The sequence below is a fragment of the Paenibacillus sp. FSL F4-0087 genome (genome assembly GCF_038020215.1).
Lineage (GTDB): Bacteria > Bacillota > Bacilli > Paenibacillales > Paenibacillaceae > Paenibacillus > Paenibacillus taichungensis.
Window position 1 is genome coordinate 4,500,014 of the sequence record NZ_JBBODJ010000001.1, and the last position, 26,410, is coordinate 4,526,423.

Consider the following 26,410-nt stretch of genomic DNA (forward strand, 5'->3'; position numbering starts at 1 on the left):
TGGAAATCAAATTGAGTTTGAGTTGAATATTGTAGCAGTGGTTAACCCTTTTCGAGCTTCGGATCAAGCGCGTCGCGTAGTCCGTCACCCAGAAAGTTGAACGAGAGCACGAGCAGAATGATCGCAAGACCTGGATAGATGGCCAGATACGAATGGGTTTCCAGATACGTGCTGCCCAGCTTCAGAATATTGCCCCACTCGGGGATATGCGGCTCCACGCCGAGCCCCAAATAACTCAGACTGCTGGTGGCAATGACCGCTCCGCCAATCGTAAGTGTAGACTTGATAATCATGGGTGCGAGCGAGTTTGGAATAATATGTTTGAAAATAATGGAGCGATTGTTGTAACCCAGTGCACGTGCAGCTTCAACAAATTCAAACGTAGATACATAGAGCACACTAGCCCTCATGGTTCGTGCATAAGTTGGGATCGAACCCAAGCTGAGTGCGAGAATAAGATTGACCGTATTGGCCCCGAACGCCGCAATGATGGCGATAGCGAGCAGAATACCCGGAATAGCATAGAGAATATCCAGCAGTCGCATGATGATATTGTCTGTGTGTCTCCCATAGAATCCCGAGAAGGCTCCGAGAATACCGCCTATCAGTACCGGAATCAGAGTTGACATGAATCCTACGATCAATGATATACGGGCACCGAATACAATCCGGGAAAATAAACATCGTCCAAAGTCATCCGTTCCCAAGGGATAGGCGAGCGATGGAGACTGAAGCAAGGCAGAGTAGTTATTTTCTACAGCCATGCTGTAATCAAAAGTAAAGAAGCTGCAAATCGATATCGAGAACAGGAAAATGATAAAAAACAAACCGGACATTGCCGTGACATTCGGAGCAAGACGCTCCCACAGATCATTCCAGAAGTTGGATTTTTGTTTACCCTGTCTGCGGATTCGTCCAATGATGGAAATACCCAGCAGCAGTGCAAACACATTTCCGGTGACCGAAGTCAGAATCAGGATCACGCTCACGCCCAGCATCCAGCGTGGGATGGTCGAGGCTGACGTATACCGGGATACGATAAACAGCACCACCAGATCGATGACAAGCACAAGTACGAGCACAGCCATAGCTGGCAAAAACGTATCCGCAACATATGCTTTAAACATATTGAGTGCCGAGACCCCAATAACGAACAGCTGGGTCAGCAGCATATACACCGCAAATGTATACTCAATGCTTTTTGTTTTCTTGATCAGATGAAAAGCGGCCGTCACGATAAAGATATTGCCTGAAATGATACCCAACAGCTGGACCCAGGCGAGTCTGCGAGTCAGCACAGAGATTGTCCCCTGCCGAATCAGGTCTCTCCGAATCCGGAGCGTCAGCACACTCTGGACCAGCGTGAAGAATAGGTAGATTCCAAGCGCAGTCAGCAGAAATGGTCTGAACTCCTGAAGGCTCCAGTCATAACTGTTGAACAACAGTAACACCGACAAGAGAAGGGAAGTGACCCAGGCGAAGCTCGCCTGACTGTACTCCTGTGAAGACTTAAGCCGAAAACTCATTTCTTGTGTAAGTGAACCCGATTTTGTCATAGTGCACCTGCTTTAATATTGTTTCATCTTGGAACGAACCCTGGGATCGACAAAAGCGTACAACAGATCTACCACAACATTAATGATGGAGATTGTAATCGCTGTGTATATGACCCCGCCCATAATGCTCGGAATATCAGGGATAAACTGTTTATCCACAATGTAGCTGCCAAGTCCGCTGATATTAAATACTTTCTCCGTTACAGCCGCCCCGCCAAGCATGCCTCCGAATTGAAGACCTACAACGGTTACGATTGGAATTAGCGCATTGCGCACAGCATGTTTCAGCAGAACCTGTCGTTCACTTAATCCTTTGGCACGAGCAGTCATCACGTAATCCTCATGAATAACTTCCAGTGTGGAAGACCGAGTCATACGGGCCACCGCAGCGGTTAATCCCGTTCCCAGAACAATCGTTGGCATAATAATAGATAGCCAGTTCTGTGGATTGAAGGTAGCCGGAAGCCACTGCAGCTTGATCGAAAAATTCAGGATGAAAATCAGTCCTTGCCAGAAATTCGGAATCGATAATCCAATCAATGCAATAAACATGAATGTGTAATCAAACAGTGAATTGGGCTTGATCGCCGAGATGATGCCGATTGGCAATGCAATGACAAGGGCAAGCAGCAAGGAGATAACGGCCAGTGTTAACGTGATTGGAAACTTTCTGGCGATCGTAGCCGTGACATCTTCATTCCCTGAAAAAGACTTACCGAGATCAAATAGCGCTATGCCCTTGATATTGTTCCAGAGCTGGACAAGATAGGGCTGATCCAGGCCATAGACATGGTTAAAAGCTGCGATCTGTTCCTGTGTCGCTGTCTCTCCTAGGATGTTGGCCGCCGGATTGAATGGGGACAGGTACAAGATGGTGAATACAAGTGTAGCTACGCCCAGAATGACGAATACCGTCATCAGAATTCTTTCGAATATGTACTTTAGATAAGGATTGCCATACAAAAACATCATGGCGTACATCAGACAGCCCGGAATAACTGATATCGCAAGGAACCAAGGTTTATCAATCATCGATTGGAATGTATCAGCCATCGTCAGGCGCTGTTTTCCCTGTTTCTGAAGCTTGCTGAACGTTCGTTCCTTTAACTCCTTCTGAACGGATTCCTCCAGCCATTCCTCCGTCTGACGCTTAAACTCTGTCTCACTGACTTGCTGCCGAAAGAAATGGTGTTTACGCCTCAACTGTTCTTCAACGTCCGTCCTAAGTTTATCCCGATAAGAAGTGGAGAGCATATCACGTTCAACAGCTTGTTGAACCACGGCCCAGCCATCCCTTTTTCGTCTAGATTGCCAGATCAGAAGTACAACCAAATTAACGGGCAGTCCGAGAATAAATAGAACATATCGATAGGAGGGATGAAGCAGCATTTTGCCATAATTAAATCCCAGGGTGTAAACAAGCTGTGACATTTTGCTGCCTTTTGCAAGATTCAAACCATGCGAGCCTCCTTTCATCTCATTTTAAATTGCATTATTCCGATTGATATAGTATATATTATTTAGAGTCTATTTAATTGTCAAGGTATGGAAGAGTATACATATGAGCACATGTGAAAATATGGATGAGGGCTGGTGATCACATGCAACCTTTGTTGAAAGTAAATGAGTTGTCCGTTTCTTTTCATTCCGGAGAGAGTGAATTTCAGGCGGTGAAAGAAGTCAGTTTTGAAGTGCGGAAAGGCGAAACGCTTGGCATTGTAGGGGAATCCGGCAGTGGGAAGAGTGTTACGGCACGTTCCATTATGCGGCTGCTTGCCTCGCCTCCTTCGCAGATGAAAAAGGGTGAGATCCTGTTTAAAGGGGTAGACCTGGTCCATAAAACGCAAAAAGAGATGGAGAGTATCCGTGGCCGTGACATCGGCATGATCTTTCAGGACCCTATGAGCTCGCTTAATCCGACTGTGAAAATCGGAAAACAGATCACCGAAAGTCTGATTAAACATCAGAAGCTTTCCAGAGGGGAAGCGAAGAAGCAGGCGATTGCCATGCTGGAGCTCGTTGGTATCACCCGAAGTGAAATACGTTTCAATCAGTACCCACATGAATTCTCCGGAGGTATGCGTCAGCGGGTGATGATCGCTATTGCTCTTGCTTGCCGTCCTGAATTGCTGATTGCGGATGAACCTACAACTGCGCTTGATGTTACTATCCAGGCCCAAATCCTAAATTTGATGAAAGATATGCAGGCACAGCTGGGAACTTCTATTATTCTGATTACCCATGATCTCGGAGTAGTGGCAGGCATGTGTGATCGGGTCGTGGTCATGAAAGACGGGCAGATTGTGGAATCCGGCACAACTACAGAGATTTTTGCAAATCCGAAGCATCCGTACACGTCCAGGCTGTTGAATGCATTACCTCGACTGGATGAGAAGAAAAAGCCGAAACTCGTCTCGTTGGTGCCACGCGATCTGGAAGATGATCAGCCTTTACTGGAAGTGAAGTCCCTCAAACAACATTTTAATTTGGGGAAAGGCAACACTTTAAAAGCTGTGAACGATATCAGTTTCGAGATTCGCCAAGGGGAGACGCTTGGGGTCGTAGGCGAATCGGGCAGCGGGAAATCGACTACAGGCAGAGCCATTCTACGACTGCATGAACCTACAGGTGGGGATGTGCTGTTTAAAGGAGTGCCGCTCAACCGCCTCTCTGCCTCAGAGATGAAAACGATGAGGAGACATATGCAAATTATTTTCCAGGATCCGTATGCCTCGCTTAATCCGAAATTTAGAATTATGGACATTATTGGGGAAGCCTTGGATATTCATCATCTTGCCGGCAGCCCCGCTGAGCGGGAAAAACGTGTGGAGGAATTGCTGGAGATGGTGGGTCTCGATCCGGCTCATGCCCAGCGATACCCTCATGAATTTTCGGGTGGTCAACGGCAGCGGATCGGAATCGCTCGTGCGCTGGCCGTGGAACCTGAATTTATTGTATGTGACGAGCCTTTGTCTGCGTTGGATGTGTCCATTCAGGCTCAGATCGTACAGCTGCTTGAAGAATTGCAGCAGCGACTCGGTCTGACATACCTGTTCATTGCACATGATTTGTCCATGGTTAAACATATCAGTGATCGTGTAGCTGTCATGTATAATGGGAAGATTGTGGAGTTAGCAGAAAGTGAAGAACTATATTCGAACCCTCAGCATGCGTACACAAAGGCCTTGTTATCGGCTATTCCGGTTCCGGACCCGGCTGTGGAAGCGAAGAAAAAACGTCATGATGTAAACGAAGCCCCAAGAGAGACGGTAGAAGTGGAAGATCGCTATAATCTGGAACAGTCCCGATGGGTGGAAGTCAAAGAGGGACATTGGGTGGCCATTTCCGGATAAGGTGAAACATTCATTTTTACTCGAAAAAGAACCCCGGCAATGATCTGTGGAAGGTCATTGCGCGGGGTTCTATTCATGCACAGCAGGCACTGTGACAGTGAGTGTATTATTTGAACTGAACGGATTTCTTGATGTTGTCGATCTCGGCCTTTGTAGTATCATCCAAATAGGTGAAGATGAAGTTGAATGCATAACCTTCAATAATGGTGCTGTAGTAATCTTGCGTAATGGTTGAACCATTGCCCGCATCCATCGTAATTTGCATCAGATCCATCTCTTTGCCACCGATGGTTTCGGTTGTGAATTCCTTGTATTCATAAGGGAACTGGCTGTCCTCCATGAATTTCTTCGTTGCTTTCAGATAATCTTTACCGGTACGAATTCCTTGCAGCAGGCTTACTTTTTCAGCAATCGCCATTGCGGAAGGGCCAACTTGACTTCCGTCCAATGGATATTGTGAAGCCATCAACAGGTTCAGTGTTTTGGCCTGAGATAGCTCAATTTGTTTTTTCTTCGTTTCATCGTCTCCAGCAATAACTTCGGAGGAAGCGTTAGTCAGCTCGTTCATGCCTGCGGCATCCTGGAACTCCCAAGCTTCGGGGAATTTCAACGAAACACCGAAATAGTCATTGTTGTAAGAGCCTTTTTCCGTAGTTCCCAATTCAACGTCTTTGGAGTTATCTGTTTCCTTGGACTCGGAAGTGGATGCTTCGGAGCTCTCCGTGTTCTCCGTATCTTCTGTCTTGGCTGTGTCTGTATCTGTGCCGGCAGTGGTTTCTGTTGCAGTGGATTCCTTCGATTTGGCGTTGTTATCCGCTTTGTCGCCGCAGGCTGCAGCAACCAACAGAATCATAATTAACATGGCAAACAATGAAGCTTTTTTTGGATTAGACATATTACCCTCCTGAAAATGTGTGTGTGTGTTCTTGTTCTCTCTCTAATTCATGTGTACCTAAAAATCTTAGCACAGATGTTCGTGTTGACCACCTATAGGAATCTATAGGTGTACCTTTATAGATAAGACAGACGGCTGGCAATTGAAACAGCTTCCGTGCTGGATTGTACACCTAATTTGTTGAAAATCACTTTTTTATGGTGATTTACGGTGCATTCCTTTATTTTCAATTTCAAAGCAATGGCTTTAACTGTCAGTCCGTTAGAGATCATTTTCAGAATGGTTAACTGTCGCTTCGTGAATTCAATCGATGGCTGCTCTGTTACCGACGAGGCAAGGTTAGATTGATACCGATTTTGCATATGGGCCGGGATCAGCTTGGCGATTGCAATCAGCTCACTCTGGATGTCTGCATTAATGGTGGAGACGTCTAGGTAGCCAACATGTTGAAGACCGACCGACAAAGGTGCAGCGTAGCAATGCCAGTTCTGAAAAAGTGGATTCTCATGCTGCTCAGGGGACAGCTGAACAGGCCCATGTTTATCCATAGATTCGGATATGGCATTGACGCCACAGCTTCTAGCTGTAAAGATCATACCCGGGCGGATGGGTGACTGTTTCACCACTTGTTCCAGATCGGGGCTATAATCCATGGCAAGCAGAACTCCATGCGCGTCGGTGAGCAGAAAGAGATATGTGTTGGACAGGTTTTCTTTGATATCCGAGAGACTCTGCTGGAAGGCGTTAATCAGAAAATGATTAATTTTGCGAATCCTGTCCAGATTGGTTTTCGTTAAATATTGAATATGTGCCATACCGGGAGTAAAATTTTCGCTCTCGGACCAGCTCTTCCGTAAGGAAGATGTTCTTGACATATGGTTACCTCCTTGTGATCAACCGATGGTTTCGATCACATGACCATCCTGATCGGTAATTTCAGTGCGGGCAATTCGAAAGAGAACGCCGGGTAGTGAAGCAATTTCAAATGTTTGCTCGACTGGGCGAAGGTTTGCAACTAACTCCGATACGGTTTGTTCATGCACAACTACCTTAATCTGGTTGCCATCCTCAGAAAATGAAGGTGTCCCCCCGGCTTCGAACGTAATGTTCACTCCTGATCCGATTAGGGACAGTGGAGCGCCTTTTGAAAAGCGGCTACGTAGTATTTTTCCGATAATTTGGGCTTGTTTTGCTCCGATCTGGAGTTCAGCGGGTACACTTTTTTGCAGTATTCTCTTGCGTGGAGATATCCAGCCCAGTTGTTGTATGAATAAAAATGCTGTACTGGAACCTTCCTCTTCAATCCCGCGCTCAACAGCCTGTATCACTGAGGGGATATCCAAATATGAATTTCTCATGAGATCCGTAACGTATTTTGGCATGAATTCAACAAAGGCTGCTAACAATCCGCGGGTGTTCCATGTTTGCATCGTTTCGAGTTCCAGACCGGTGATTCCCACCATCTGAATGAATTTCACCGTTCCATTGGGTGTGGAGATCTCTGTCAGATCAGGATCTTCAATAAAAGAAAGTGCGGTTAGTAATGTATCTGAGCCGAGACAAATGGGGCCATTTGCATCCATGTAATCTCCTGCATGAAATACGTTCCCGCTAGTAAAAACATATCGTCCAACGTTCTGTAATAGATTCAGAGCCCAAGACGGGGGTGTGGACTCACCCTCACTCCGGGTAAGCCGAAACGTCATTTCAAATCCATAACCGCTATGCTCGATATCTTCCGATTCCTTCTCATACAGTTCTGAAAAACCATAGGTAATGAAATGCCAGTGAGGTATGGGGGCATCCACTTTGTATACGCTAATTCCATTTAGCGGATCAGGTCCACCGAGCATATAAGGAATGGCTGTACCATAGTGAAGTGGTTCCTGATCTCCATATAACTTACCAACTGCTATATCAATGGCATCCCAACCGGATGTGTTTGCTTCTTCAGTCATTGTTGTGTTCCTCCTTGGCTATCCATTTTCCCGAAAAACATTTAAAATTAAGTCTACCTTTTTCCAAATCGGTTTCAAGCGGCTTAAGGATGAATTGCTTATCGTAGGACTTGGGGGTTACGATGTCTATTTCAGGGAGGGAATTTACATGAGTATGAAAGAGTTATATCTGGCGGAATTTAATCAGGGCAGTTGGGACTCATTTGTGCAACTCTTTGAAAAATCATATTTACATGTGGACCCAAAATGGGCTGAATGTGCAGAGCAGCGGGGGATTCCGGCAGATATTAGCAAGGTTATATTATGTGAAATGGGTGAATATGCGCTAAGATGGATAGACATGAAAGTTCCTGCATTGGGCGACGAAAGTCCTGCCAGCTACCTCGAATACGGGGATACAAATGCCCTAAGAGCAGCGATTATGCGAATGCCTCGATAACGTCCAAAGGTGGTCAGCGAGTGCATAAAGAGGAAAGTTGATTTTGCAAAATAGATATGTTACGCTTACATTACAAGAGAAAACAACCGAATACGCAATAACATCTTTTGATGGATTGTAACTGTGCAGACAGGCAAAACCTAAACTGATGGTGAAATGAAGGCTCTTTTTTTGCGAGCTATTTTACCTTGAGTTTAGGTTTTTCTTGTTTTTTGGCCTGAAATACAGCCGCTGTATTCGGGAAAAACCCAAATAAAATTCGAAAAGAGGTTGTTCGTTATGACCACGGCAAAAAAAGGATTCCCCGAAAACTTCCTGTGGGGAGGCGCTACAGCTGCCAACCAATTAGAAGGTGCATTTGATAAGGACGGCAAAGGTCTCTCTACTGCGGATATGATTGCGCATGTTCCCAAAGAGAAGCGTACAGGCGGACATGCCATGGAAATCTCCTCTACACGAATTGAAGAGATCCTCTCCGGCAAAATTGAAGAACGTTTCCCTAAACGTTTTGGTATTGATTTCTATCATCACTATAAAGAAGATATCGCATTATTTGCTGAAATGGGCTTCAAAGTGTTCCGTTTGTCCATTCACTGGGCACGTATTTTCCCGAATGGTTACGACCAAGAGCCGAACGAAGCTGGTTTGAAATTCTATGACGACGTCTTCGACGAACTGTTGAAATACGGCATTGAACCGCTGGTAACCTTGTCTCACTATGAAACTCCGCTGGGTCTGACACAGAAATACAATGGTTGGGCAGGTCGTGAATTGATTGGACACTATGTGAGATATGCAGAGACTGTGTTCAACCGTTATAAAAATAAAGTGAAATACTGGTTGACGTTTAATGAAATCAACGTGATGCTGTTTAGCCCGTACACAGGCGGCGGTATCCTGATCGATAAAGTAGACAACCAACTGCAAACGACATATCAAGCGCTGCATCACCAATTTGTAGCAAGTGCACTGGTAACCAAGCTTGCACATGAAATTATTCCTGGTTCCCAAGTGGGCTGTATGCTTGCTCGTATGGAAACGTACCCGGCGACTTGTAATCCGGTAGATGTTCGTCTGGCGCAACATGAGAATCAGATTAACCTCTTCTTTACGGATATGCATGCTCGTGGTCAATACCCGAACTACATGGCTCGTTATTTTGAAGAAAACAACATTGTGATTCAGAAAGAAGCAGGCGATGATGAGATCTTGCTCAATAATACCGTTGATTTCATTTCCTTCAGTTACTACATGTCCGTAACCAAATCTGCATCCGCAGACAAGGAAGAAACAGCAGGTAACCTGACTGGCGGTGTGAAAAACCCTTATCTGGAAGCTTCCGATTGGGGCTGGGAGATCGATCCGATCGGTCTGCGCGTAACGTTGAATAACTTCTGGGATCGTTACCAGAAACCATTGTTCATCGTAGAAAATGGCCTGGGTGCATATGACCGTGTTGAAGAAGACGGTTCAATCCATGACTCTTATCGTGTGGATTACTTGAAGAAACACATCGAACAAATGAAAGAAGCGATCAAAGACGGTGTGGATCTGATTGGATTTACAGCATGGGGCCCGATTGACCTTGTGAGCATGTCCACGTCTGAAATGTCCAAACGTTATGGTTTCATCTACGTGGATTTGGACGACGAAGGTAACGGAACACTCAAACGTTCGAAGAAAGATTCGTTTGACTGGTACAAAAACGTAATTGCCAGCAATGGTGAGCAACTATAATTTGATCTGATTCCTGTATCTTAAACCCGGATCGCTGTAAGTAATTAGGCTATTCAAGGATTGTTACCGCATAAAGCGGGCAAAACCCAACAGAAAGCAGGCTGATCTGAAGCCCTTTTAGTTGCGCAATGTCCGCTTTTTGATGTGTTCACGGGCATAGGGTCAACCGTTTTAACAAAGAATGAGTACAACGTAACCAGAGAGGAATGACAGATATGACAACACCATTTCCGAAGGATTTTCTATGGGGCGGCGCAGTCGCAGCCAATCAGCTCGAAGGAGCCTACAATACAGATGGCAAAGGCCTGTCTGTTCAGGATGTAATGCCGCATGGGATTACGACGCCAAGAACGGAAGGACCGACAGAGGATAACCTGAAATTGATCGGTATCGATTTCTACAATCGTTACAAAGAGGATGTTAAGTTGTTTGCTGAAATGGGCTTCAAAGTATTCCGTACATCCATTGCCTGGTCCCGTATTTTCCCTAATGGCGATGAATTGGAGCCAAACGAAAAAGGTCTGCAGTTCTATGATGACCTGTTTGACGAGTGCCACAAATACGGGATTGAACCCCTCGTAACGATCTCTCATTATGAGACACCGCTGCATTTGTCCAAAACGTATGATGGCTGGGTTAATCGTAAAATGATTGATTTCTATGAGCGTTATGTAACTGTTCTGTTTAACCGTTTCAAAGGCAAAGTAAAATACTGGCTGACGTTTAATGAAATTAACTCCATTCTGGAAGAACCATTCATGAGTGGCGGCATCTTTACACCAAAAGCGGAACTGTCCAAACAGGATCTGTACCAAGCAATTCACCACGAGCTGGTGGCAAGTGCGATGGCAGTAAAACTGGGTCATGAGATTATGCCTGAAGCGAAAATTGGCTGTATGGTACTCAGTATGCCAACCTATCCATTGACACCAAATCCAGATGATGTGGTAGCTGCAATGCATGCAGAACAGCGGAATGACATCTTTGCCGATATTCATGCACGTGGCTATTATCCGAAATACATCAATCGTTACTTCAAAGCGAATAATATCAACATCAAGTTTGAAGATGGCGATGCTGAAATTCTGAAACATACGGTGGACTTCATCTCGTTCAGTTACTATGTAAGTATTTGTGAGACAGGTGACCCACAGAAGCGTGTTGAAGGCAAAGGGAATCTGTTTGCAGGTGTACAGAACCCTTACCTCAAAGCAAGTGAATGGGGCTGGCAGATTGACCCGCAAGGCCTGCGCGTAACGCTCAATAAATACTGGGATCGTTATCAAAAACCATTGTTTATTGTCGAAAATGGTTTGGGTGCAGCCGATGAGCTGGTCACTGACGAAAATGGCAATAAAACGGTGAATGATGATTACCGGATTCAGTACCTGAATGATCACTTGGTACAAGTAGGCGAAGCGATTGAAGACGGCGTTGAAGTCATGGGTTATACCTCATGGGGCTGCATCGATCTGGTGAGTGCATCCACAGCAGAGATGAAGAAACGCTATGGCTTCATCTATGTGGACCGTAACAATGACGGATCAGGTACCCTGGATCGTTACAAGAAAAAATCATTCCATTGGTATAAAGAAGTTATTGGTACAAACGGCGCAAGTCTAAAATCCGACGACCATTAATTTCTAGTTCCAAAGACATATGTGGGCAGCATCTTCTTGTGTCATATTCAAGCATATTAACCGCTTTCACAAAAACATTGTCAGATGGATAATTATATGGTAAGATGGGCCTAAGGCTAATGAATACTGGATTGTTACTGTTCAATCAGGCAAAACCAGAAGCGGGGCATGTGTTTCATGACCAGCTTTGGTTTTGCCTTTTACTACTTTGACGGTGCAAGGTGATGTGAAGAAATGAAAATTGAGAAGGTGCTGAACAACAATGTAGTTACTGTGATTGATCCAGGAGGAAACGAACTGGTCGTCATGGGACGGGGCATAGCCTTCAAAAAGCATACTGGTGAAACGATAGACGACAGTCTGGTCGAAAAAATATTCTCATTGGAAAGCAAGGAAGTATCGCAGAAACTGAAAACGCTTCTGTCAGATATTCCAGTTGAATATGTCGAATGCTCGGATGAAATTATCCGTTATGCAGAGACCGTATTAGGTGAGAAGTTGCATGAGAGCATCTACATTTCACTGACGGATCATATTCATTTTGCCATTGACCGGCATCGTCAAGGCTTGCAGATTCGTAACGCATTGTTCTGGGAGATCAAGCGCATGTACCGCAAGGAATATGCCATTGGGCTCAAGGCACTTCAGATTATTGAAGAAACATTGGGTGTCCTGCTTCCTGAAGACGAATGCGCATTCATCGCAATGCATCTGGTCAATGCCCAGATGAACGGTGAGATGAGAGAAACCATCAGCATTACGAATATCGTAAAAGATATACTCAACATTGTACGACGCAGCTTTGTCATTGAGCTGGATGAGGATTCGCTGAGTTATTATCGATTCCTGACACATTTGAAGTTCTTTGCTCAGCGCGTACTACACGGTACAGCGATTGAAGATAAGGAAGCAGATAATCCGCTTCATGACCTGGTGAGCAAACAATATCCTGAGGCACATGCTTGTGCTTGTAAGATTAACGACTATACTCGCAAGATCTATAGCCGGGTCTTATCCAAGGAAGAAATCCTATATCTGACCATTCATATTGAACGAGTTGTCAGAACTGAACAAACAATTGAATAATTGGGATTGTTACTGCAAAAAAGGCAAAACCTAAACGTTGAATAATGATAAGCTGAAACTGCTTTGTCATTATTCAGTGTTTAGGTTTTTTTTTACCTTCATTACACATAAAAGGAGCAAAACACAATGGATAAACAACAATTGTCCAAGGATATTTTGAAGCTTGTTGGTGGCGAAGAGAACATCGATCAAGTCACACACTGTATGACAAGACTCCGGTTTAACCTGAATGACAACAAAAAAGCGGACAAAGCGACGCTGAAAAATACACCTGGCGTTATGGGCGTTATGGAGAATGGCGGACAATTCCAGGTCATTATCGGGAACGATGTGCCTGTTGTGTATAATGCACTTGTAGGCAACATGTCCAAATCCCCTGATGCCAAACCAGCTGCTTCAAGTGGAACAAGTAAAAAGAAAAATCCGCTGAGTGCTGTATTTGACTTCATCTCAGGCGTGTTTACACCAATCCTACCAGCGATCACCGGTGCGGGGATGCTCAAAGGTATTGTGGCATTGCTGCTTACTTTTGGCTGGATTGATGCTACAAGTTCTACGTATATCATTCTGTCGGCAATCGGTGACGGTGCGTTTTACTTCCTGCCGATCATTCTCGGGATTAGTACCGCTCGTAAACTCGGCAGCAACATGTACATCGGTGCGGCAATTGGTGCATCGGTTATGCACCCGACCATTACAGCCTTGCTTGCACCAGGAGAAAATGTATCGTTCATCGGATTACCGGTTGTAGCAGCGACCTATGCGTCCTCGGTTATCCCGATTCTGATTGCGATCTGGCTAGCCTCTTACGTGGAAAAAGCCATCGACAAGGTTACACATGCTTCACTTAAATTGATTGTTGTACCTACCGTTACACTGCTTATCATTGTTCCAGTAATGATGATTGCTGTAGGACCGCTTGGTGTTATTATCGGTAACGGATTAACAGATGGTATTAACTGGTTGTTCAACAACGCTGGTTTGTTTGCGGGTTTGCTTGTGGGCGGTGCATTCTCACTCCTGATTATTACAGGTATGCACTATGCACTGGTTCCAATCATGATCGGTTCCATTGCAACATTGGGATATGATTACCTGATTCCACTTATGATGATGGCAAACTTTGCACAAGCAGGTAGTGCTCTGGGTGTTTCTTTAAAATCCAAGAACAAACAAATCAAGTCCCTATCTGCATCAACGGGTGTTACTGCGCTTATGGGAATTACAGAACCGGCAATGTACGGGGTTAACATGCGATTCAAGAAACCATTTGTCGCAGCCCTAATCGGTGCAGCAATTAGTGGAGCGTTCGTTAGTTTCTTCCAAACCAAAGCTTATGTCATCGGTGGTCTGGCAGGTCTTTCCGGGATTCCGATGATTATTGGTCCGACATTTGTATACGCTCTGATCGGAATTATCGTTGCTGTTGTAGTCTCAGCAATTCTGACGTACATTCTTGGATTCGAAGATGTTCCTGAAGCAGTACCAGCTGCTGAGCCTACAACACCAGCAGCAACGACTTCTGTTTCAGCAGTAACTGCTGTTGAAGAAACTAAAGCGCTGGATCAAGATGTATTTAGCCCAATTACTGGTGAAGTTAAATCACTGAGCGAAGTTCCAGACCCTGCATTCTCCGAAGAGATTATGGGTAAAGGGTTTGCGATTCAGCCGTCGGAAGGCCGTGTGGTTTCTCCAATTAACGGTACAGTATTCTCGTTGTCGAAGAGTGGACATGCCATTGGTCTCGTTAGTGATGACGGCGCTGAAATGCTGATTCACATCGGGATTGATACCGTGAAACTGAAAGGTCAATTCTTCTCCCCTAAAGTTCAAGCAGGAGCGAAGGTTGCCGTTGGTGATGTACTGATGGAATTCGACAGAGAAGAAATCGAAAAAGCCGGTTACACAACGATTACGCCGGTCATCATTACGAACATGCATCAATATAATTCAATTGAGTCTGCCGGACGTACAACGATTAAGGAAAAAGATTTGTTGTTCACGGCAAAAGCTTAACGAACATCAAAAAGCAGCAGTCTTTCCGGATGGAATTGTTCCGGCAAGGCTGCTGCTTTTTAGTATATGGACGATATTCTTAATGGCCGATGTCTGCTGGACACTATACCGAGCGTGAAGGCAGCAGCTCCTGAACCAATTGCACAAAGTGCTGCGCGGGCTTGGAAAGATGACGATTGCGATGCCACACAAGCGCAGAATCTACGGCAGATTGCGCATCTTGAATACGATAGATATGAAACGGATGCTCATGATAAAGCTGAAGAACCGTATGGGGCACGATGGAGCTTGCAAAACCGAGTCGCACAAGTTCCAGCAACATGTTAATATCCGAGCATTCGCCCGCAATCGAAGGATTCACGTGATGCTCACGGAATTTCTGTAGTATTAGTTCGAACATCCCGAGTCCTTCAGTGCTAGGAAGCAAGAGAGGGATATCGGCCAGCTTTTGAAAATAAATCCCACGCTCATCCGCTGACTTCAGCGGTGTGGAGGAAATATAGAAGAGAGCTTCCTGCGGTAGATGCAGCACTTCATATTGTTCTGTTTTGACAGGCATCCGCACACAGGCAAGCTCGATTTTGCCTTCACCCAAGAGCTGGCAGAGCTGTGCAGATTCATTTTGCTGAATTTTATAGGTCACCTGAGGGTGTGTTGTCCGAAACTGCTGGAGCGCCTGCGGGATCAAACGATCTGAAATGGTATTAATGCCAAGCGACAACTTGCCCCGAATACCATAGCGGAAGCTCTGCATCTCCATGACAGCTTCTTCCATGTATTTGGTCATCGTAACCGCATAATCATAGAAGCTTCGACCGGCCTGTGTCAGCTCCATGCTGCGTCCTTTGCGTTCAAATAAAGCTACGCCGAGTTCGTCTTCCATCAACTTGAGCTGCTGGCTTAAAGGAGGCTGAGCCATGTGTAATCTGCGCGCTGCCGCCGTGATCTGTCTCTCCTCGGCAATCGCGATGAAATAGCGACATTGTTTGATATCCACGTGTGTTCTCCTTATATGCAGCGATATGTTTTTCATATGGGAAACCAACAAAACATGTATTTTTAATATACTATTATCCTATGTTAACATACATAAGGTTTAAACACTTCAAATCACACATGTAGATTATGATGTATTGAATATATGCCGTGAGGATGGCGACAAATTGGAGGGTGAAGGTGCGATGCTGAAAACAATACATGCAGCTGCTGAAGCTGGACATACGGATGATGTGCTACGGTTTATCGCACAAGGGACTGGAGTGAATGACCGGGATGCTCGAGGACGGACACCTCTGATGGCCGCGGTTAATGGCAACAAACCAGAGACGGCAAGCACACTTATTGAAGCGGGAGCGGATGTGAACATCCAGGATCAACGACTGGATAACATGCTGCTGTATGCCAGTGCGGAAGGTTTGCGTAAAATGGTCGAACTGGCTATAAAAGCAGGTGCTGATACCCGGATTACGAATCGGTTTGGTGGCACAGCTCTGATTCCTGCTTCAGATCGAGGTCATGTCGATATTGTGGAGATCCTTCTGAAATGCACGGATGTGGATGTGAACCATATCAACAATCTGGGCTGGACAGCTTTGCTGGAAGCGGTCATTCTGGGGGATGGCGGCACTCGCCATCAGCAGATCGTAGCATTGCTTTTGCAACATGGTGCGGATCGCCTCATTGCTGACCGGGACGGCGTCACTGCACTTGCGCATGCCCAGAGGCATCATTATAAAGAAATGGAGCGAATGTTAACTCAATCATGAACAGACATCAAGAGCAATCTTTGCAAAATAATATAAAGGGTGCGTCATCGCTTGCATTGGCAGGCATTCAGTGGTTCTTCTTCCTGTTTACCAACACTGTGGTGGTGCCGTTATCTATCGGACATAATTTTCAGCTTTCACCGGAGGCCATTGCTGCATCGATGCAGTATGCCTTTTTGCTTACTGGGGCTGTGTGTATATTACAGGCGTTCTTCGGCCATCGTTATGCCGTGATGGATGGTCCCTCGGGATTATGGTGGGGGCTGACACTAAGCTTAACGGCCTCGGCTTCATCAGCCGGCATGAGTTTGGAACGTATCGGGGGAGGATTGGCTGCGGGTTTTCTGTTAGCGGGTCTGACGATGATGATCCTGGGCGGACTTGGAGCTGCGCATGTGCTTCAGAAGCTGTTCACACCAATGGTCAAGAGTGCGATGTTATTTCTGATGACGATTCAATTGACCATGAATTTCTTCAAAGGCATGATTGGATATACCGAGTTTGGCAATTTCAACCTGCCTGTAGCGGCGTTGTCCGTTGCCATAGCGTTTCTAGTGGCCTTAATCCAGCTTAAGGGAAAAGGCAAGCTCGGTAACTACTCCATCCTGATTGGCATCGTGACGGGGTGGATTGCCTACAGTTTTGTGTTCCCTGGACAACATGCAGGAGCATCCGGTCATCAGAATTTAAACCTGTTTTCCTGGTTTCCGTGGGGGACGCCGAAGTGGGAGCCGGGTATTGTCATCACAGCTTTTTTTGTCGGGCTGGTGAATATGACAAATTCCATCACCACGTTAAGCTCTGTCGAAAAAATTTATGGAGTGCAAACGTCCAGCCAACAATATAAACGATCATACATGCTCACGGGATTGTTCACCATGTTATCTGCGTGTGTAGGTGTGCTGCCGTTCGGATTATTTGCCTCTTCGATTGGTTTTCTGGAGAGCACCCGTATTCTGAAACGGGCTGCGTTTGTTGTTGGAGCAGGCATGTTATGTATATTAGGACTGACGCCTTCTGTGACAGCCTTTTTCGCACAAATTCCTCCCAGTGTAGGGAGTGCCGTGCTATTTGTTGCCTATTTGCAAATGTTTGGTACAGCTCTAAGAACGCTTGAAGGCACCACTTTTAATTCCAAAACAATCTATCGTGTGGCACTGCCGGTTCTTACAGGTGTTGCTGTAATGAACATCCCTGCTGAAGCTTTTCAGGCTCTACCCATGTATCTCATTCCGATCATTAGCAATGGGCTTGTCATTGGAGTTGTGGTGTCACTTTTGCTTGAAACCACAGTGGATTGGTCCAAGATGGACAATACTACGACTGCGACCAAAGCAGCCTGAATATCTAAAATGTTGAAACAGTCCGGTTCACCGGGCTGTTTTTTTTTGTTAGGTTGGTGCTTGCCGGGTTACTTCACCATAATTTTGCCTTGCCCCGCAAGCATTCTCATTTCTCTGGATAGACGCTCATGATTACCTTGCTGGATCTCCAGCTGTACGCCGTAGTGCCATCGGTTATTCTCTTCTTTGCCCCAGCGCAGCGTTCCTTCCAAATACAAGGGGTCTTCAAAAAGCAGCAAGTTCATGCCGATTCGAATGTTATTGGACTCCACATGCAGATTTAACGGAAATGAAAGCTGACAACCGGATCGGCTGATATCGCATAATTCCGCTTGAATGGGTTTGGGTGGTGCAGAGGCGCCGTTAATGCTGAGAATAAAAATTTCGAACATTATCGGTTCCTTTAAAATATAGCGAAAAGGTTCTCTTCTAAGGTTGATAGCCATGGTTTCCTCCACAAAATCAAAAAAAGTCAGTTATCATTATATCGTCAATTTTGCTAAAAAAATGAAGAGATTAACCTTGTTTGCTAACACCTTAATTCTTCACATGTATAACATGAACCTAGTTAACTCTTGAATGCCTTTAACCTGTGTGCCGGGCTTGATATAATGGTTGGATATGGTTCGGATTTCTCACCTGGATCAGTTGGGAAAGGAACGGGTGTTTATTTTGAATTAGAAAGGAGAGATGAAGAATGAATGGGAAGTTTCAGTTCTTCACGGATACGGCAGCACTGTGCCTGTATGATCTGGCGGCGCTAAAACATCGTGTTGAAGATACACCGGACTGGTGGTCTATTGCGGAAGATGAACTGATTGAGGTAAATGCAGGCAACTGTTTGTTTCTGAATCTGGGTGAAGATGGACAGTATGAGGTGACATGGAGTCTGGATGATGCGGAGAAGGAACTGGAGAATGCACAGGTATACCATCTACGTGTCCCTTCCGGTAACGTGTATCTGGGGGCGGCGGAGGATGTCACTGGGGGCGAGCTAGAACCCGATGAGTCTTGCGGTGGTGTGTTGCTCCAGATGAAGCCCGGAAATTATGCATGTGCGGTAACGAAGAAAGACAACCAAATTTCGGTTACCATCAAACCCAGTCTGCAAAGCGAAAATAGTTTGAATGACTTGATTCGAATCTGACGTTATAGGTACAACGCGATGGAAGGAGGCTTACATACATGTACAAGGTACAGTTGGAACGCATACAGGGAAAGTTGAACAAACTCCAGACTCTGGACCCGAAGCGGAATCTGTTTGGGGCAGAGAATCATCAATATGAGATGGCTCCGGTATGGACATTGGACGAAATTAAAGCTTTTGAACAGAAATGGAAGATAGAGCTACCTGAAGAGTATCAAGCTTTTTTGCTTGTGATTGGAAGTGGTGGTGCAGGTCCTTATTATGGGCTGGAAAAGCCGGAGAACGGCATATATTTGGTGATGGATTATGATGATGAGTTGAATGCAATTTCTGAGCCGTTTCCACATGTGGAATCCTGGAATTGGGATGTGGACTGGTACGACGACAGCAAAGAAGAGGATGAGTGGGCAGCGCTTGAACATGAGTATTATGATCCAAAATGGTCGGCAGGGATGCTGCGAATCAGCGATTTTGGATGTGGCGTGTCGCTCAATCTGATTGTCAAGGGATTGTCCTTCGGAGAGATCTGGACCGATGATCGAGCGAACAGTAATGGAATTTATCCAGATCATTATATGGGCAACACGGAGCGGCTGGGTTTTCTCGACTGGTATGAATTGTGGCTGGACCGCTCGATCAATGAATTGAATGAGCAAGAGTGGTAGCCTTTAGCTAACTTTTAGATTAAAGGAGGTACCATGTGGGCTGGGAATATGGCATCAGAACAACAAATCCTGTCATTTTACCTCGGATTGTGAAGCGACTGGCGGATTCCTTAACTTTCTCTGACTTGTATAAGCTGGAGCATTATGAAGATGGGTTTGCGTTAATTCAGGAGGGTTCATCCTGGCCTGAAGCTCTACAAGTCTCGATTGAAGTGGCATCGGGAATGGATGAGATTGTAGAGGGAGAGTTATACATCTATTGTCTGTTTCATGTAGGAGGTGAATTCGCGGCAAACTGGCTGAAACAGATGGGAGCGGCTACGAATCAGGATGATAATGAGCTGGACTGGTTTGATCTTTAAATAATGATGCGGAAATCAATACAAGAGCTTCCTCCTCAGGATTAGGCGGGGCTTTTTTGTGATGGAAAATAAATAAAAAACGGTTTGGCTTGTTCATCCGTCTTAAACCATAGAAAGAGAGGAGGAGGGGATTGCGGGGTGGAAACCAAAGCCGAGATGAAAAAGATGCTGTTTGTACAGAGCGAAGACGAGACGGCATTTGTCCAATCCATCATGGAACATCAGGACATGCTGATCTCCATAGCCTACAGTTACCTGCGTAATCGTCATGATGCGCTCGAAGCGGTACAGGAGATGACATGCCGGGCCTGGATCAAGCGTCGCTCTCTGAAAAATGAGAAGGCGTTCAAATCGTGGATTATTCGTATTCTGATCTATGTGTGCATTGATGAACAAAGGCGTCGCAAACGGGCCACACCTCTGCCGAGCGAAGGGTTGGAGGAGGCGATATCCGATTCTGCCATTGCAGGATGCAGTGACAACAGACTTGCGATGTGGTCCATGCTTGAGAAAATCAAACCTAAATACCGCCATGTATTACTGCTGAAATACTATAACGACATGACGTCAATTGAGATTGCCTCCATTCTTGGCAAACCGGAGGGCACCATCAAGACCTGGCAGCATAAAGGGTTGGAACTGTTACGGAAACAGATGAAGAACAGGGGGGATTGGCATGACAACTAGTCCGGAGGAACAGGCACTTTTCGCAGATGCTTCCCAGGTTAAGCTGGAGAGACAGCAATTGAATCCGGCGGACACGGCGTTTGCCATTCAGCGAGGTCTGGCAAAGGCAAGAACTCGGCGAATGACAGGTCATGTGCAATTAAAGTGGATTACTGCGATGCTTGTAACCGCTTTGGCAGCAGGTTGGCTGCTGCTGGGTCCGCTTGGCAGTTCCACACCACAACAGGCAACCTATAGCGCACCTACACAGTATTGGGGAGTACTTGAACCTTTTCGGGAGTTGGCTGAAAAGAATGTAGATGGAAATACGATTGCATCCGCAATTAACAATGGTTATGTGCAGCTCGTGGATCGTTCTGTGAAATCAGGAATATATCAGTTAACCGTCAATGCAGTGATGGCGGATGAAAACAAGATTATCATATTGTACACAGCCGAGACGGATGCTTCCCAGGAGATATATTCGGTGAACCGTTCCAGGGTAACTGACATGCTGACCAATCATAAATTTGATGATAGTAATGCGGGGGGAGTCCAAGTACCCAAAGGGAACCATATCATATACGGTCGAACTGCGATTAACCTCAATCGAACTGATGCATTTCCTGAAAAGTTAATGCTCGACTTTCAAATCGTCTCCCTCGATCCGGGGAAGCTAGCAGACCCAAAAACAGGGACAAAGCGACCCGAAATGCGATATTCAGAACTGATGAAGATTTCTTTTGACTTAGACCCCAAATTTTCGGTTCCCAAGACGGAAATTATAAAACTTAATCAGTTATTTACGATTGACGGCCATGAGGTGATGTTATCTCAAGTCGAGATTTCTCCACTTGTTATACAAGCCAAACTTGTCTATGAACCTAATAAAAAGTTTGATTTCCAAACCAAACAATCTATAAGTGAATCAGTACATCCTTACGAGATTGTTTCTATAACCAAGAATGGTAAGCAGACCAAGCTTCTAATGTATCGAGGTAGCGAAACAGAAGACGGGATGATTTTATACTACAGCAGCAATATGCTGGACGATCCTCAATCGCTTGTATTGAAAATACCAACTGAACCCGGCAAAGTTTACGATGACTTGCAGGAAGCGGAGAAACATAAGCTGGAACTGAAAATCAAATAGGATTTAGAAGAAGGCGATACAAAGTCATGGTTTTTGTAGATGACTTTGTGTCGTCTTTTCATTTTTCTTATACGGGGACTGCTGTTGCAAAAAAATAAAAATATTGGTTAAATTGCAATTTTTGTATTGTCACATCTGATGTTACACGATATAATCAACTTGTCTTTCAGGATAAAATTATAAAGGATGGTGAAATTTTGAAGAAATTTTCGATTCTTTTACTCGCTGTAACACTGTTATTGTTGACGGTCTCCACGGCACCCGCTACATATGGTGCGGCCAGTTATCCCAACACAGGCACGAATGGTTTAACAGGTTTTGCCGGTAACGCCAAAAATGAGAGTGGTGTATCCAAATCAGCCACGACAGGTGGTAAGAACGGTCAGGTCATCTACATCAGCAATCTGAACGATCTGCGAACACATATGGCAGGCACAACAGCTAAAATACTGGTTATTGAACAAAATATTTCTTCCTCTACGTTGCAGAAAGTCGAATTTGGATCGAACAAAACGTTGGTAGGCTCCTTTGATAAACACACACTGACGAACATTCATTTCAGATCGACGTCCAGCTCAAGCAATGTCATTTTTCAGAATCTGACTTTTGAACACGCTTCCAATATTAATGCTAACGACGATATCCAGATGTATATTACTTCAGGCTCCAACTACTGGATTGATCACGTGACGTTCTCCGGCCATAGCTACAGCTCGAGCGGAAGTGATCTGGACAAGCTCCTGTACATTGGGGATCGCGCAGATTATATTACGATCAGCAATTCCAAATTTGCAAACCACAAATACGGAATTATTCTTGGATATCCGAATGATGGCAACAGCAGCTATAATGGTGTACCTCATGTAACGATGGCAAACAACTATTTTGAAAACCTGTATGTACGTGGTCCTGGTCTCATGAGATACGGTTATTTCCATATCAAAAACAATTACGCCAACAATTTTAACCAGGCCATTACCATTGGCGAGAAAGCACGCATATATTCTGAAAACAATTATTTCGGTGCAGGCGCTGAAAAAGGCGGCATTCTGGATGATAAAGGAAACGGAGAATTTACGGATACAGGCAGTACACCTGCGTTGAGCAGCCCATCCTCTCCCCAAACAGGTTGGAGACCAAGTACCAACTACAGCTATGAAGTGCAGACAGCCAGTTATGCTCGCGAGTTTGTCACCAAGTATGCAGGTTCGTCTAACAACACACTTGTGTTCGGGAAATAAAAGGTAGCTGATCCCCTTAACATGAAAAAGCCCGTATCCCTGATACGGGCTTTTACTATGGAGAAAACCAAATAAAATTTCTGAAATATAAGTACATATTATATCCCTTCATATATTAAAAATTTATAATAAAATTCCGATATATAGTAAGTGTGTTTTCATGTTTATGAAGACCTAATGTACTATAACAAAGCCCTAGGATTTTGCGATTTATTCATAAGCAAGGACCATAGACTGATAAAAGATAGTACAGAAATGTTTCACCAGCGTATTTAATTGATAAAAAGGACGGGAAATTCATGAATCGTTATGATGAAATCATCTGGAAAAGGAACAAGCTAATCTGTATCATCCTGTGGGTTATTGTTGCCATCGGTTTTGGTATGGCCTTTCTGGAACCCAAGCTGCTTGTTTCGAGTGGGGTAGCTATTTTATTCACCGGTTGGGTAACGTACGCCAATATCAAAAAGAAGTATATTCATGTGATCCCGTGGCTTTGTACACTCCTGATTACAATCTGTGGCGTCTACGCAGGCTGGGGAAGTGTTAACATCACTTTAAGTCTGGTTATCACTTCAGTGTTATTGCTCTATCCTGACAAGAAACTGTTCACAACCGGATTTCTCGTGCTGCTTGTTATTAGTATTCTGCAGGTTGTTCTGGTGGAGACAAAGAGCTCCGAGGAGTTTATTGGCTATATTGTTGATGTAGGGTTGTTTGCACTTACTGGAGCCATTCTGATGATGGTTTCCCAGTTGAATCAAAGACTCTTTTGGGATAGCGAGGCCAGGTGGCAAGAGGTGGAGCATTCCAAAATGAGAGTGGAAACAATGCTTGTAAGGGTCAAAGAATCTGTAGATGGCCTATCTCGTTATACGGATCAACTGAAGCAAAAAGTAACCGACACCGGCTCCATTACCCATGAAGTGACGCTGGGATTTAGTGAAGTGGCCAAAGGGGCTGAATTCCAGGCTACTAGTGTAGCAGAAATTTCAGAGTCCTTGTCCTTGTCGGATCAGCATATTCGCGATGTTGCTTCCTACTCACTTCAGATGAAAGAACTGTCAGCCAGCATGGCAACCAGTACAGAAACAGGCAGCACACAAATGGATCAACTGAATGTTCAGATGCAGGAGCTGTATGAAACGATTAATACCACAGCCGATGATATGAGTAAGTTTAACGAGGAAAGTGAGTCCATGTCGCTAATGCTGAACAGTATTTCAGATATTGCAAATCAGACAAATCTGCTTGCGCTTAATGCAGCGATTGAAGCAGCCCGTGCAGGAGAACATGGACGCGGCTTTGCAGTCGTGTCGGAGGAAGTTCGCAAGCTGGCAGAGCACTCCGGCCAGTCGGCCAGTGATATTGCTGCTATTTTGTCCCGTTTGAGAGGACAGACACAGGCGTTGACGGATCGATTTGGGCGTATTCGACTCGCTTTGGAAGCAGGAAAAGACAGTGTGCAAACGGCAGAAGAAGTTTTCCGCACGATCAACAGCAATTCTCAGCAAGTATTGAATCAGGCCGCAGATATCGAGAGCAGTTCAGCCACGATGAGAGATTCCTCTACCAAAGTGGTTAATGAGGTTTCAGAAATTTCAAGTGTGACTCAGCAATCGAGTGCCGCTACGGAAGAAATTCTTGCTAGTATGGAGGAGCAGCGCAATCTGACCCAGAAGATGGTGGACAGCTTCGGAGAACTGGAGCAACTGATTGTGGACCTGAACGAGTTGGTATCGGATAAGAACGAAGTAGTTTCTGCAACGGGTACGCTGTAAAATACTTAAGCTGAAGCTAGCTTACTGCATCGGAGTCACCTGATTACTCCAATTTTATACTCAAAGTTCAGTCTATTTAGCCTGTCTCCAACCATGATGTGGGGGCAGGCTTGTTTATTTTTTTGATGGCCGATCGCTCTGACTGTTTTCAATGAAACAATTGTGGATGTTCATCCAGGCCCACTATAATGGAAGGAAGAAGAATTTGTAAAAAAATAATTAATGGCAGGAAGTTTGGGCAATTGGGGGAGCAGAACGTGAAGAATGCAGTAATGGAAAAAAGGACGGATAGCCGCGATCGTACAGATCCAGCGAGGAATGAAAGACGCGATAGTCTCGTTCGTTTCTATGATCGGAATTCGCTCGAAGATATGGACTGGCCTAACACCGAGGATGGTAGAGATGCAAGAGCGTATTTGGAACCCATGATGTTACAAGGGACACAGGACTTCATGATAAATGCAAACACAACCTTACTCATTGCTCGAATTGACGATCTAGTGCTTCCGTTGACAGTAAATGATGCAGAGTATGAAAATTCTTACGTTTGTTCGCCTTATACACATTATGTACGGTATGCCAAGCAGGAGTTGATGCTGCTTCAGAAACCGTTGCTGGAAAAAGGGCTTTTCGCGCTGCTCAGTGTGGTAGGGTGGGGAATGCGGCAATCACAAATAAACAAAGTTGTACATATCAACAACTGGCTGTTATCAACAAACCTGTATCCTGCCATGTCAGGAGAGCAGGCGGTTTGTCTGCTCGCAGCAGTAAGGGAACGTTATCCTGAGCATGCCGTCGTATTTCGCTCCTTGTGTCCAGGGCTTCACTCAGATCTGACGGGAGAGCTGACGGAAGCAGGCTGTCAACTAATTCCGAGCCGGCAAATCTATCTGTACCGGGCGAATGATGCAAATTTCGGCAATGCGAAGTCGCGCTGGCTGCTGAAGCGGGATTACAAATTGTTGACAAAGCACGAATATGAATTCGTTTCCGGAGCGAATCTGACGGAGGAAGATATTCCACGAATCGCGGAGCTGTATAGGCTGCTATACCTCGAAAAATACTCTTATGATAATCCGCAATTCAGTGAACATTTCATTGCCACATCAAAAGCTTCTGGAGCACTGACGTTGTGTGGTCTGCGAAAGGAAGGGCGTATAGATGCGGTTATGGGATACTTCTGTCGAAATGGGGTGATGACAACGCCGTTGTTCGGTTACGATACGGCGCTACCCCAGTCCATCGGGCTGTACCGCATGTTGTCAGCTTGCCTGATTGGACAGGCCCGTGAGAGCGGTCATCTGTTGCATGAGAGTGCAGGTGCTGCGCAGTTCAAGCGCAACCGTGGCGCTGTATCGGATTTCGAGTATTCTGCCGTGTATGAGCGCCATCTGCCAATGAGCAGACGCTGGTGCTGGCTGCTGCTTGAACGGCTTTTGAATCGCGTGGGTGTACCGCTAATGCGCCGGATGAAGCTGTAAACTTGCACAACAGCGCGCTGACGCCATCCTATGTGGGGTGCTCGTGCAGGTTTGGCTCCACACAAAACAGGCCGGTCATCGTGAAACGTACACTTATTTGGATTCGCCTCAAACAATATTGCGCC

General features: G+C 45.3%; 23 protein-coding genes. 16 read left to right on the forward strand and 7 right to left on the reverse strand.

From position 1 onward, the window contains the following. Positions 1–41 precede the first annotated feature (41 nt). Both MHB84_RS20690 and MHB84_RS20695 read right to left on the reverse strand, forming a co-directional pair. The gene (locus MHB84_RS20690) at positions 42–1,556 is read right to left on the reverse strand and encodes an ABC transporter permease (RefSeq protein ID WP_076287941.1); all 1,515 of its coding nucleotides are present in this window, start codon (positions 1,554–1,556) and stop codon (positions 42–44) included. A 12-nt stretch (positions 1,557–1,568) separates the two neighbouring features. Continuing rightward, positions 1,569–3,011 (reverse strand): ABC transporter permease subunit, encoded by a 1,443-nt coding sequence (locus MHB84_RS20695; protein ID WP_143764562.1) that lies wholly within the window; start codon positions 3,009–3,011, stop codon positions 1,569–1,571. 146 nt (positions 3,012–3,157) lie between these two features. Between MHB84_RS20695 and MHB84_RS20700 the strand changes: the two genes are divergently transcribed. Beyond that, positions 3,158–4,909 carry an ABC transporter ATP-binding protein gene (locus MHB84_RS20700; protein WP_076287942.1) on the forward strand — a complete coding sequence of 584 codons (1,752 nt, stop codon included), beginning with the start codon at positions 3,158–3,160 and terminating at the stop codon, positions 4,907–4,909. A gap of 106 nt (positions 4,910–5,015) precedes the next feature. Here the strand turns inward: MHB84_RS20700 and MHB84_RS20705 are convergent, their stop codons facing one another. The 3 genes from MHB84_RS20705 to MHB84_RS20715 form a co-directional block, all read right to left on the reverse strand. Further along, positions 5,016–5,804 (reverse strand): hypothetical protein, encoded by a 789-nt coding sequence (locus MHB84_RS20705; protein WP_063565378.1) that lies wholly within the window; start codon positions 5,802–5,804, stop codon positions 5,016–5,018. Between the two features lie 116 nt (positions 5,805–5,920). Further along, the gene (locus MHB84_RS20710; protein ID WP_076287943.1) at positions 5,921–6,679 is read right to left on the reverse strand and encodes a LuxR C-terminal-related transcriptional regulator; all 759 of its coding nucleotides are present in this window, start codon (positions 6,677–6,679) and stop codon (positions 5,921–5,923) included. 18 nt (positions 6,680–6,697) lie between these two features. Continuing rightward, positions 6,698–7,762 carry a suppressor of fused domain protein gene (locus MHB84_RS20715; RefSeq protein ID WP_076287944.1) on the reverse strand — a complete coding sequence of 355 codons (1,065 nt, stop codon included), beginning with the start codon at positions 7,760–7,762 and terminating at the stop codon, positions 6,698–6,700. 148 nt (positions 7,763–7,910) lie between these two features. Between MHB84_RS20715 and MHB84_RS20720 the strand changes: the two genes are divergently transcribed. The 5 genes from MHB84_RS20720 (at position 7,911) to MHB84_RS20740 (ending at position 14,680) form a co-directional block, all read left to right on the forward strand. Next, positions 7,911–8,201 carry a hypothetical protein gene (locus tag MHB84_RS20720; RefSeq protein WP_079696310.1) on the forward strand — a complete coding sequence of 97 codons (291 nt, stop codon included), beginning with the start codon at positions 7,911–7,913 and terminating at the stop codon, positions 8,199–8,201. A gap of 279 nt (positions 8,202–8,480) precedes the next feature. Further along, positions 8,481–9,938, forward strand: coding sequence for a glycoside hydrolase family 1 protein (locus MHB84_RS20725; RefSeq protein ID WP_076287945.1), 1,458 nt, complete (start codon positions 8,481–8,483; stop codon positions 9,936–9,938). 215 nt (positions 9,939–10,153) lie between these two features. Next, positions 10,154–11,578 (forward strand): glycoside hydrolase family 1 protein, encoded by a 1,425-nt coding sequence (locus MHB84_RS20730; protein ID WP_076287946.1) that lies wholly within the window; start codon positions 10,154–10,156, stop codon positions 11,576–11,578. Between the two features lie 234 nt (positions 11,579–11,812). Then, complete coding sequence (gene licT / locus MHB84_RS20735) at positions 11,813–12,664, forward strand: BglG family transcription antiterminator LicT (RefSeq protein ID WP_053781440.1); 852 nt, start codon at positions 11,813–11,815, stop codon at positions 12,662–12,664. Between the two features lie 126 nt (positions 12,665–12,790). Further along, positions 12,791–14,680, forward strand: coding sequence for a beta-glucoside-specific PTS transporter subunit IIABC (locus tag MHB84_RS20740; RefSeq protein ID WP_076287947.1), 1,890 nt, complete (start codon positions 12,791–12,793; stop codon positions 14,678–14,680). 103 nt (positions 14,681–14,783) lie between these two features. Here MHB84_RS20740 and MHB84_RS20745 read toward each other — a convergent pair whose 3' ends face one another. Further along, positions 14,784–15,677 carry a LysR family transcriptional regulator gene (locus MHB84_RS20745; RefSeq protein ID WP_076287948.1) on the reverse strand — a complete coding sequence of 298 codons (894 nt, stop codon included), beginning with the start codon at positions 15,675–15,677 and terminating at the stop codon, positions 14,784–14,786. 184 nt (positions 15,678–15,861) lie between these two features. Here MHB84_RS20745 and MHB84_RS20750 point away from each other — a divergent pair, with 184 nt between their 5' ends. Together MHB84_RS20750 and MHB84_RS20755 are read left to right on the forward strand one after the other, a co-directional pair. Beyond that, positions 15,862–16,446: an ankyrin repeat domain-containing protein gene (locus MHB84_RS20750; protein ID WP_076288281.1), complete on the forward strand. Its 585-nt coding sequence runs from the start codon at positions 15,862–15,864 to the stop codon at positions 16,444–16,446. Then, positions 16,443–17,789, forward strand: a complete 1,347-nt coding sequence (locus MHB84_RS20755) for a uracil/xanthine transporter (protein ID WP_076287949.1) — start codon at positions 16,443–16,445, stop codon at positions 17,787–17,789. Before MHB84_RS20750 ends, MHB84_RS20755 begins: the two co-directional genes overlap by 4 nt. A 68-nt stretch (positions 17,790–17,857) precedes the next feature. Here MHB84_RS20755 and MHB84_RS20760 read toward each other — a convergent pair whose 3' ends face one another. Beyond that, positions 17,858–18,235, reverse strand: a complete 378-nt coding sequence (locus MHB84_RS20760; RefSeq protein ID WP_076287950.1) for a PilZ domain-containing protein — start codon at positions 18,233–18,235, stop codon at positions 17,858–17,860. Between the two features lie 251 nt (positions 18,236–18,486). Between MHB84_RS20760 and MHB84_RS20765 the strand changes: the two genes are divergently transcribed. From MHB84_RS20765 to MHB84_RS20800, 8 genes are all read left to right on the forward strand, one after another. Further along, positions 18,487–18,936, forward strand: coding sequence for a DUF6386 family protein (locus tag MHB84_RS20765; RefSeq protein ID WP_076287951.1), 450 nt, complete (start codon positions 18,487–18,489; stop codon positions 18,934–18,936). 38 nt (positions 18,937–18,974) lie between these two features. After that, a complete protein-coding gene (locus tag MHB84_RS20770) occupies positions 18,975–19,601 on the forward strand; it encodes an SMI1/KNR4 family protein (protein ID WP_076287952.1) in 627 nt (208 codons plus the stop codon). A gap of 35 nt (positions 19,602–19,636) precedes the next feature. Beyond that, on the forward strand, positions 19,637–19,963 hold the full coding sequence (locus MHB84_RS20775) for a hypothetical protein (RefSeq protein WP_076287953.1): 327 nt from the start codon (positions 19,637–19,639) through the stop codon (positions 19,961–19,963). A gap of 138 nt (positions 19,964–20,101) precedes the next feature. After that, positions 20,102–20,650 (forward strand): RNA polymerase sigma factor, encoded by a 549-nt coding sequence (locus MHB84_RS20780; protein ID WP_256716740.1) that lies wholly within the window; start codon positions 20,102–20,104, stop codon positions 20,648–20,650. After that, positions 20,640–21,782: a DUF4179 domain-containing protein gene (locus tag MHB84_RS20785; RefSeq protein ID WP_076287954.1), complete on the forward strand. Its 1,143-nt coding sequence runs from the start codon at positions 20,640–20,642 to the stop codon at positions 21,780–21,782. Before MHB84_RS20780 ends, MHB84_RS20785 begins: the two co-directional genes overlap by 11 nt. 197 nt (positions 21,783–21,979) lie before the next feature. Further along, a complete protein-coding gene (locus tag MHB84_RS20790; RefSeq protein ID WP_076287955.1) occupies positions 21,980–23,023 on the forward strand; it encodes a pectate lyase family protein in 1,044 nt (347 codons plus the stop codon). 299 nt (positions 23,024–23,322) lie between these two features. After that, positions 23,323–24,804: a methyl-accepting chemotaxis protein gene (locus MHB84_RS20795; protein WP_076287956.1), complete on the forward strand. Its 1,482-nt coding sequence runs from the start codon at positions 23,323–23,325 to the stop codon at positions 24,802–24,804. Between the two features lie 257 nt (positions 24,805–25,061). Continuing rightward, on the forward strand, positions 25,062–26,285 hold the full coding sequence (locus tag MHB84_RS20800) for a GNAT family N-acetyltransferase (protein ID WP_083678809.1): 1,224 nt from the start codon (positions 25,062–25,064) through the stop codon (positions 26,283–26,285). Positions 26,286–26,410: the final 125 nt, after the last annotated feature.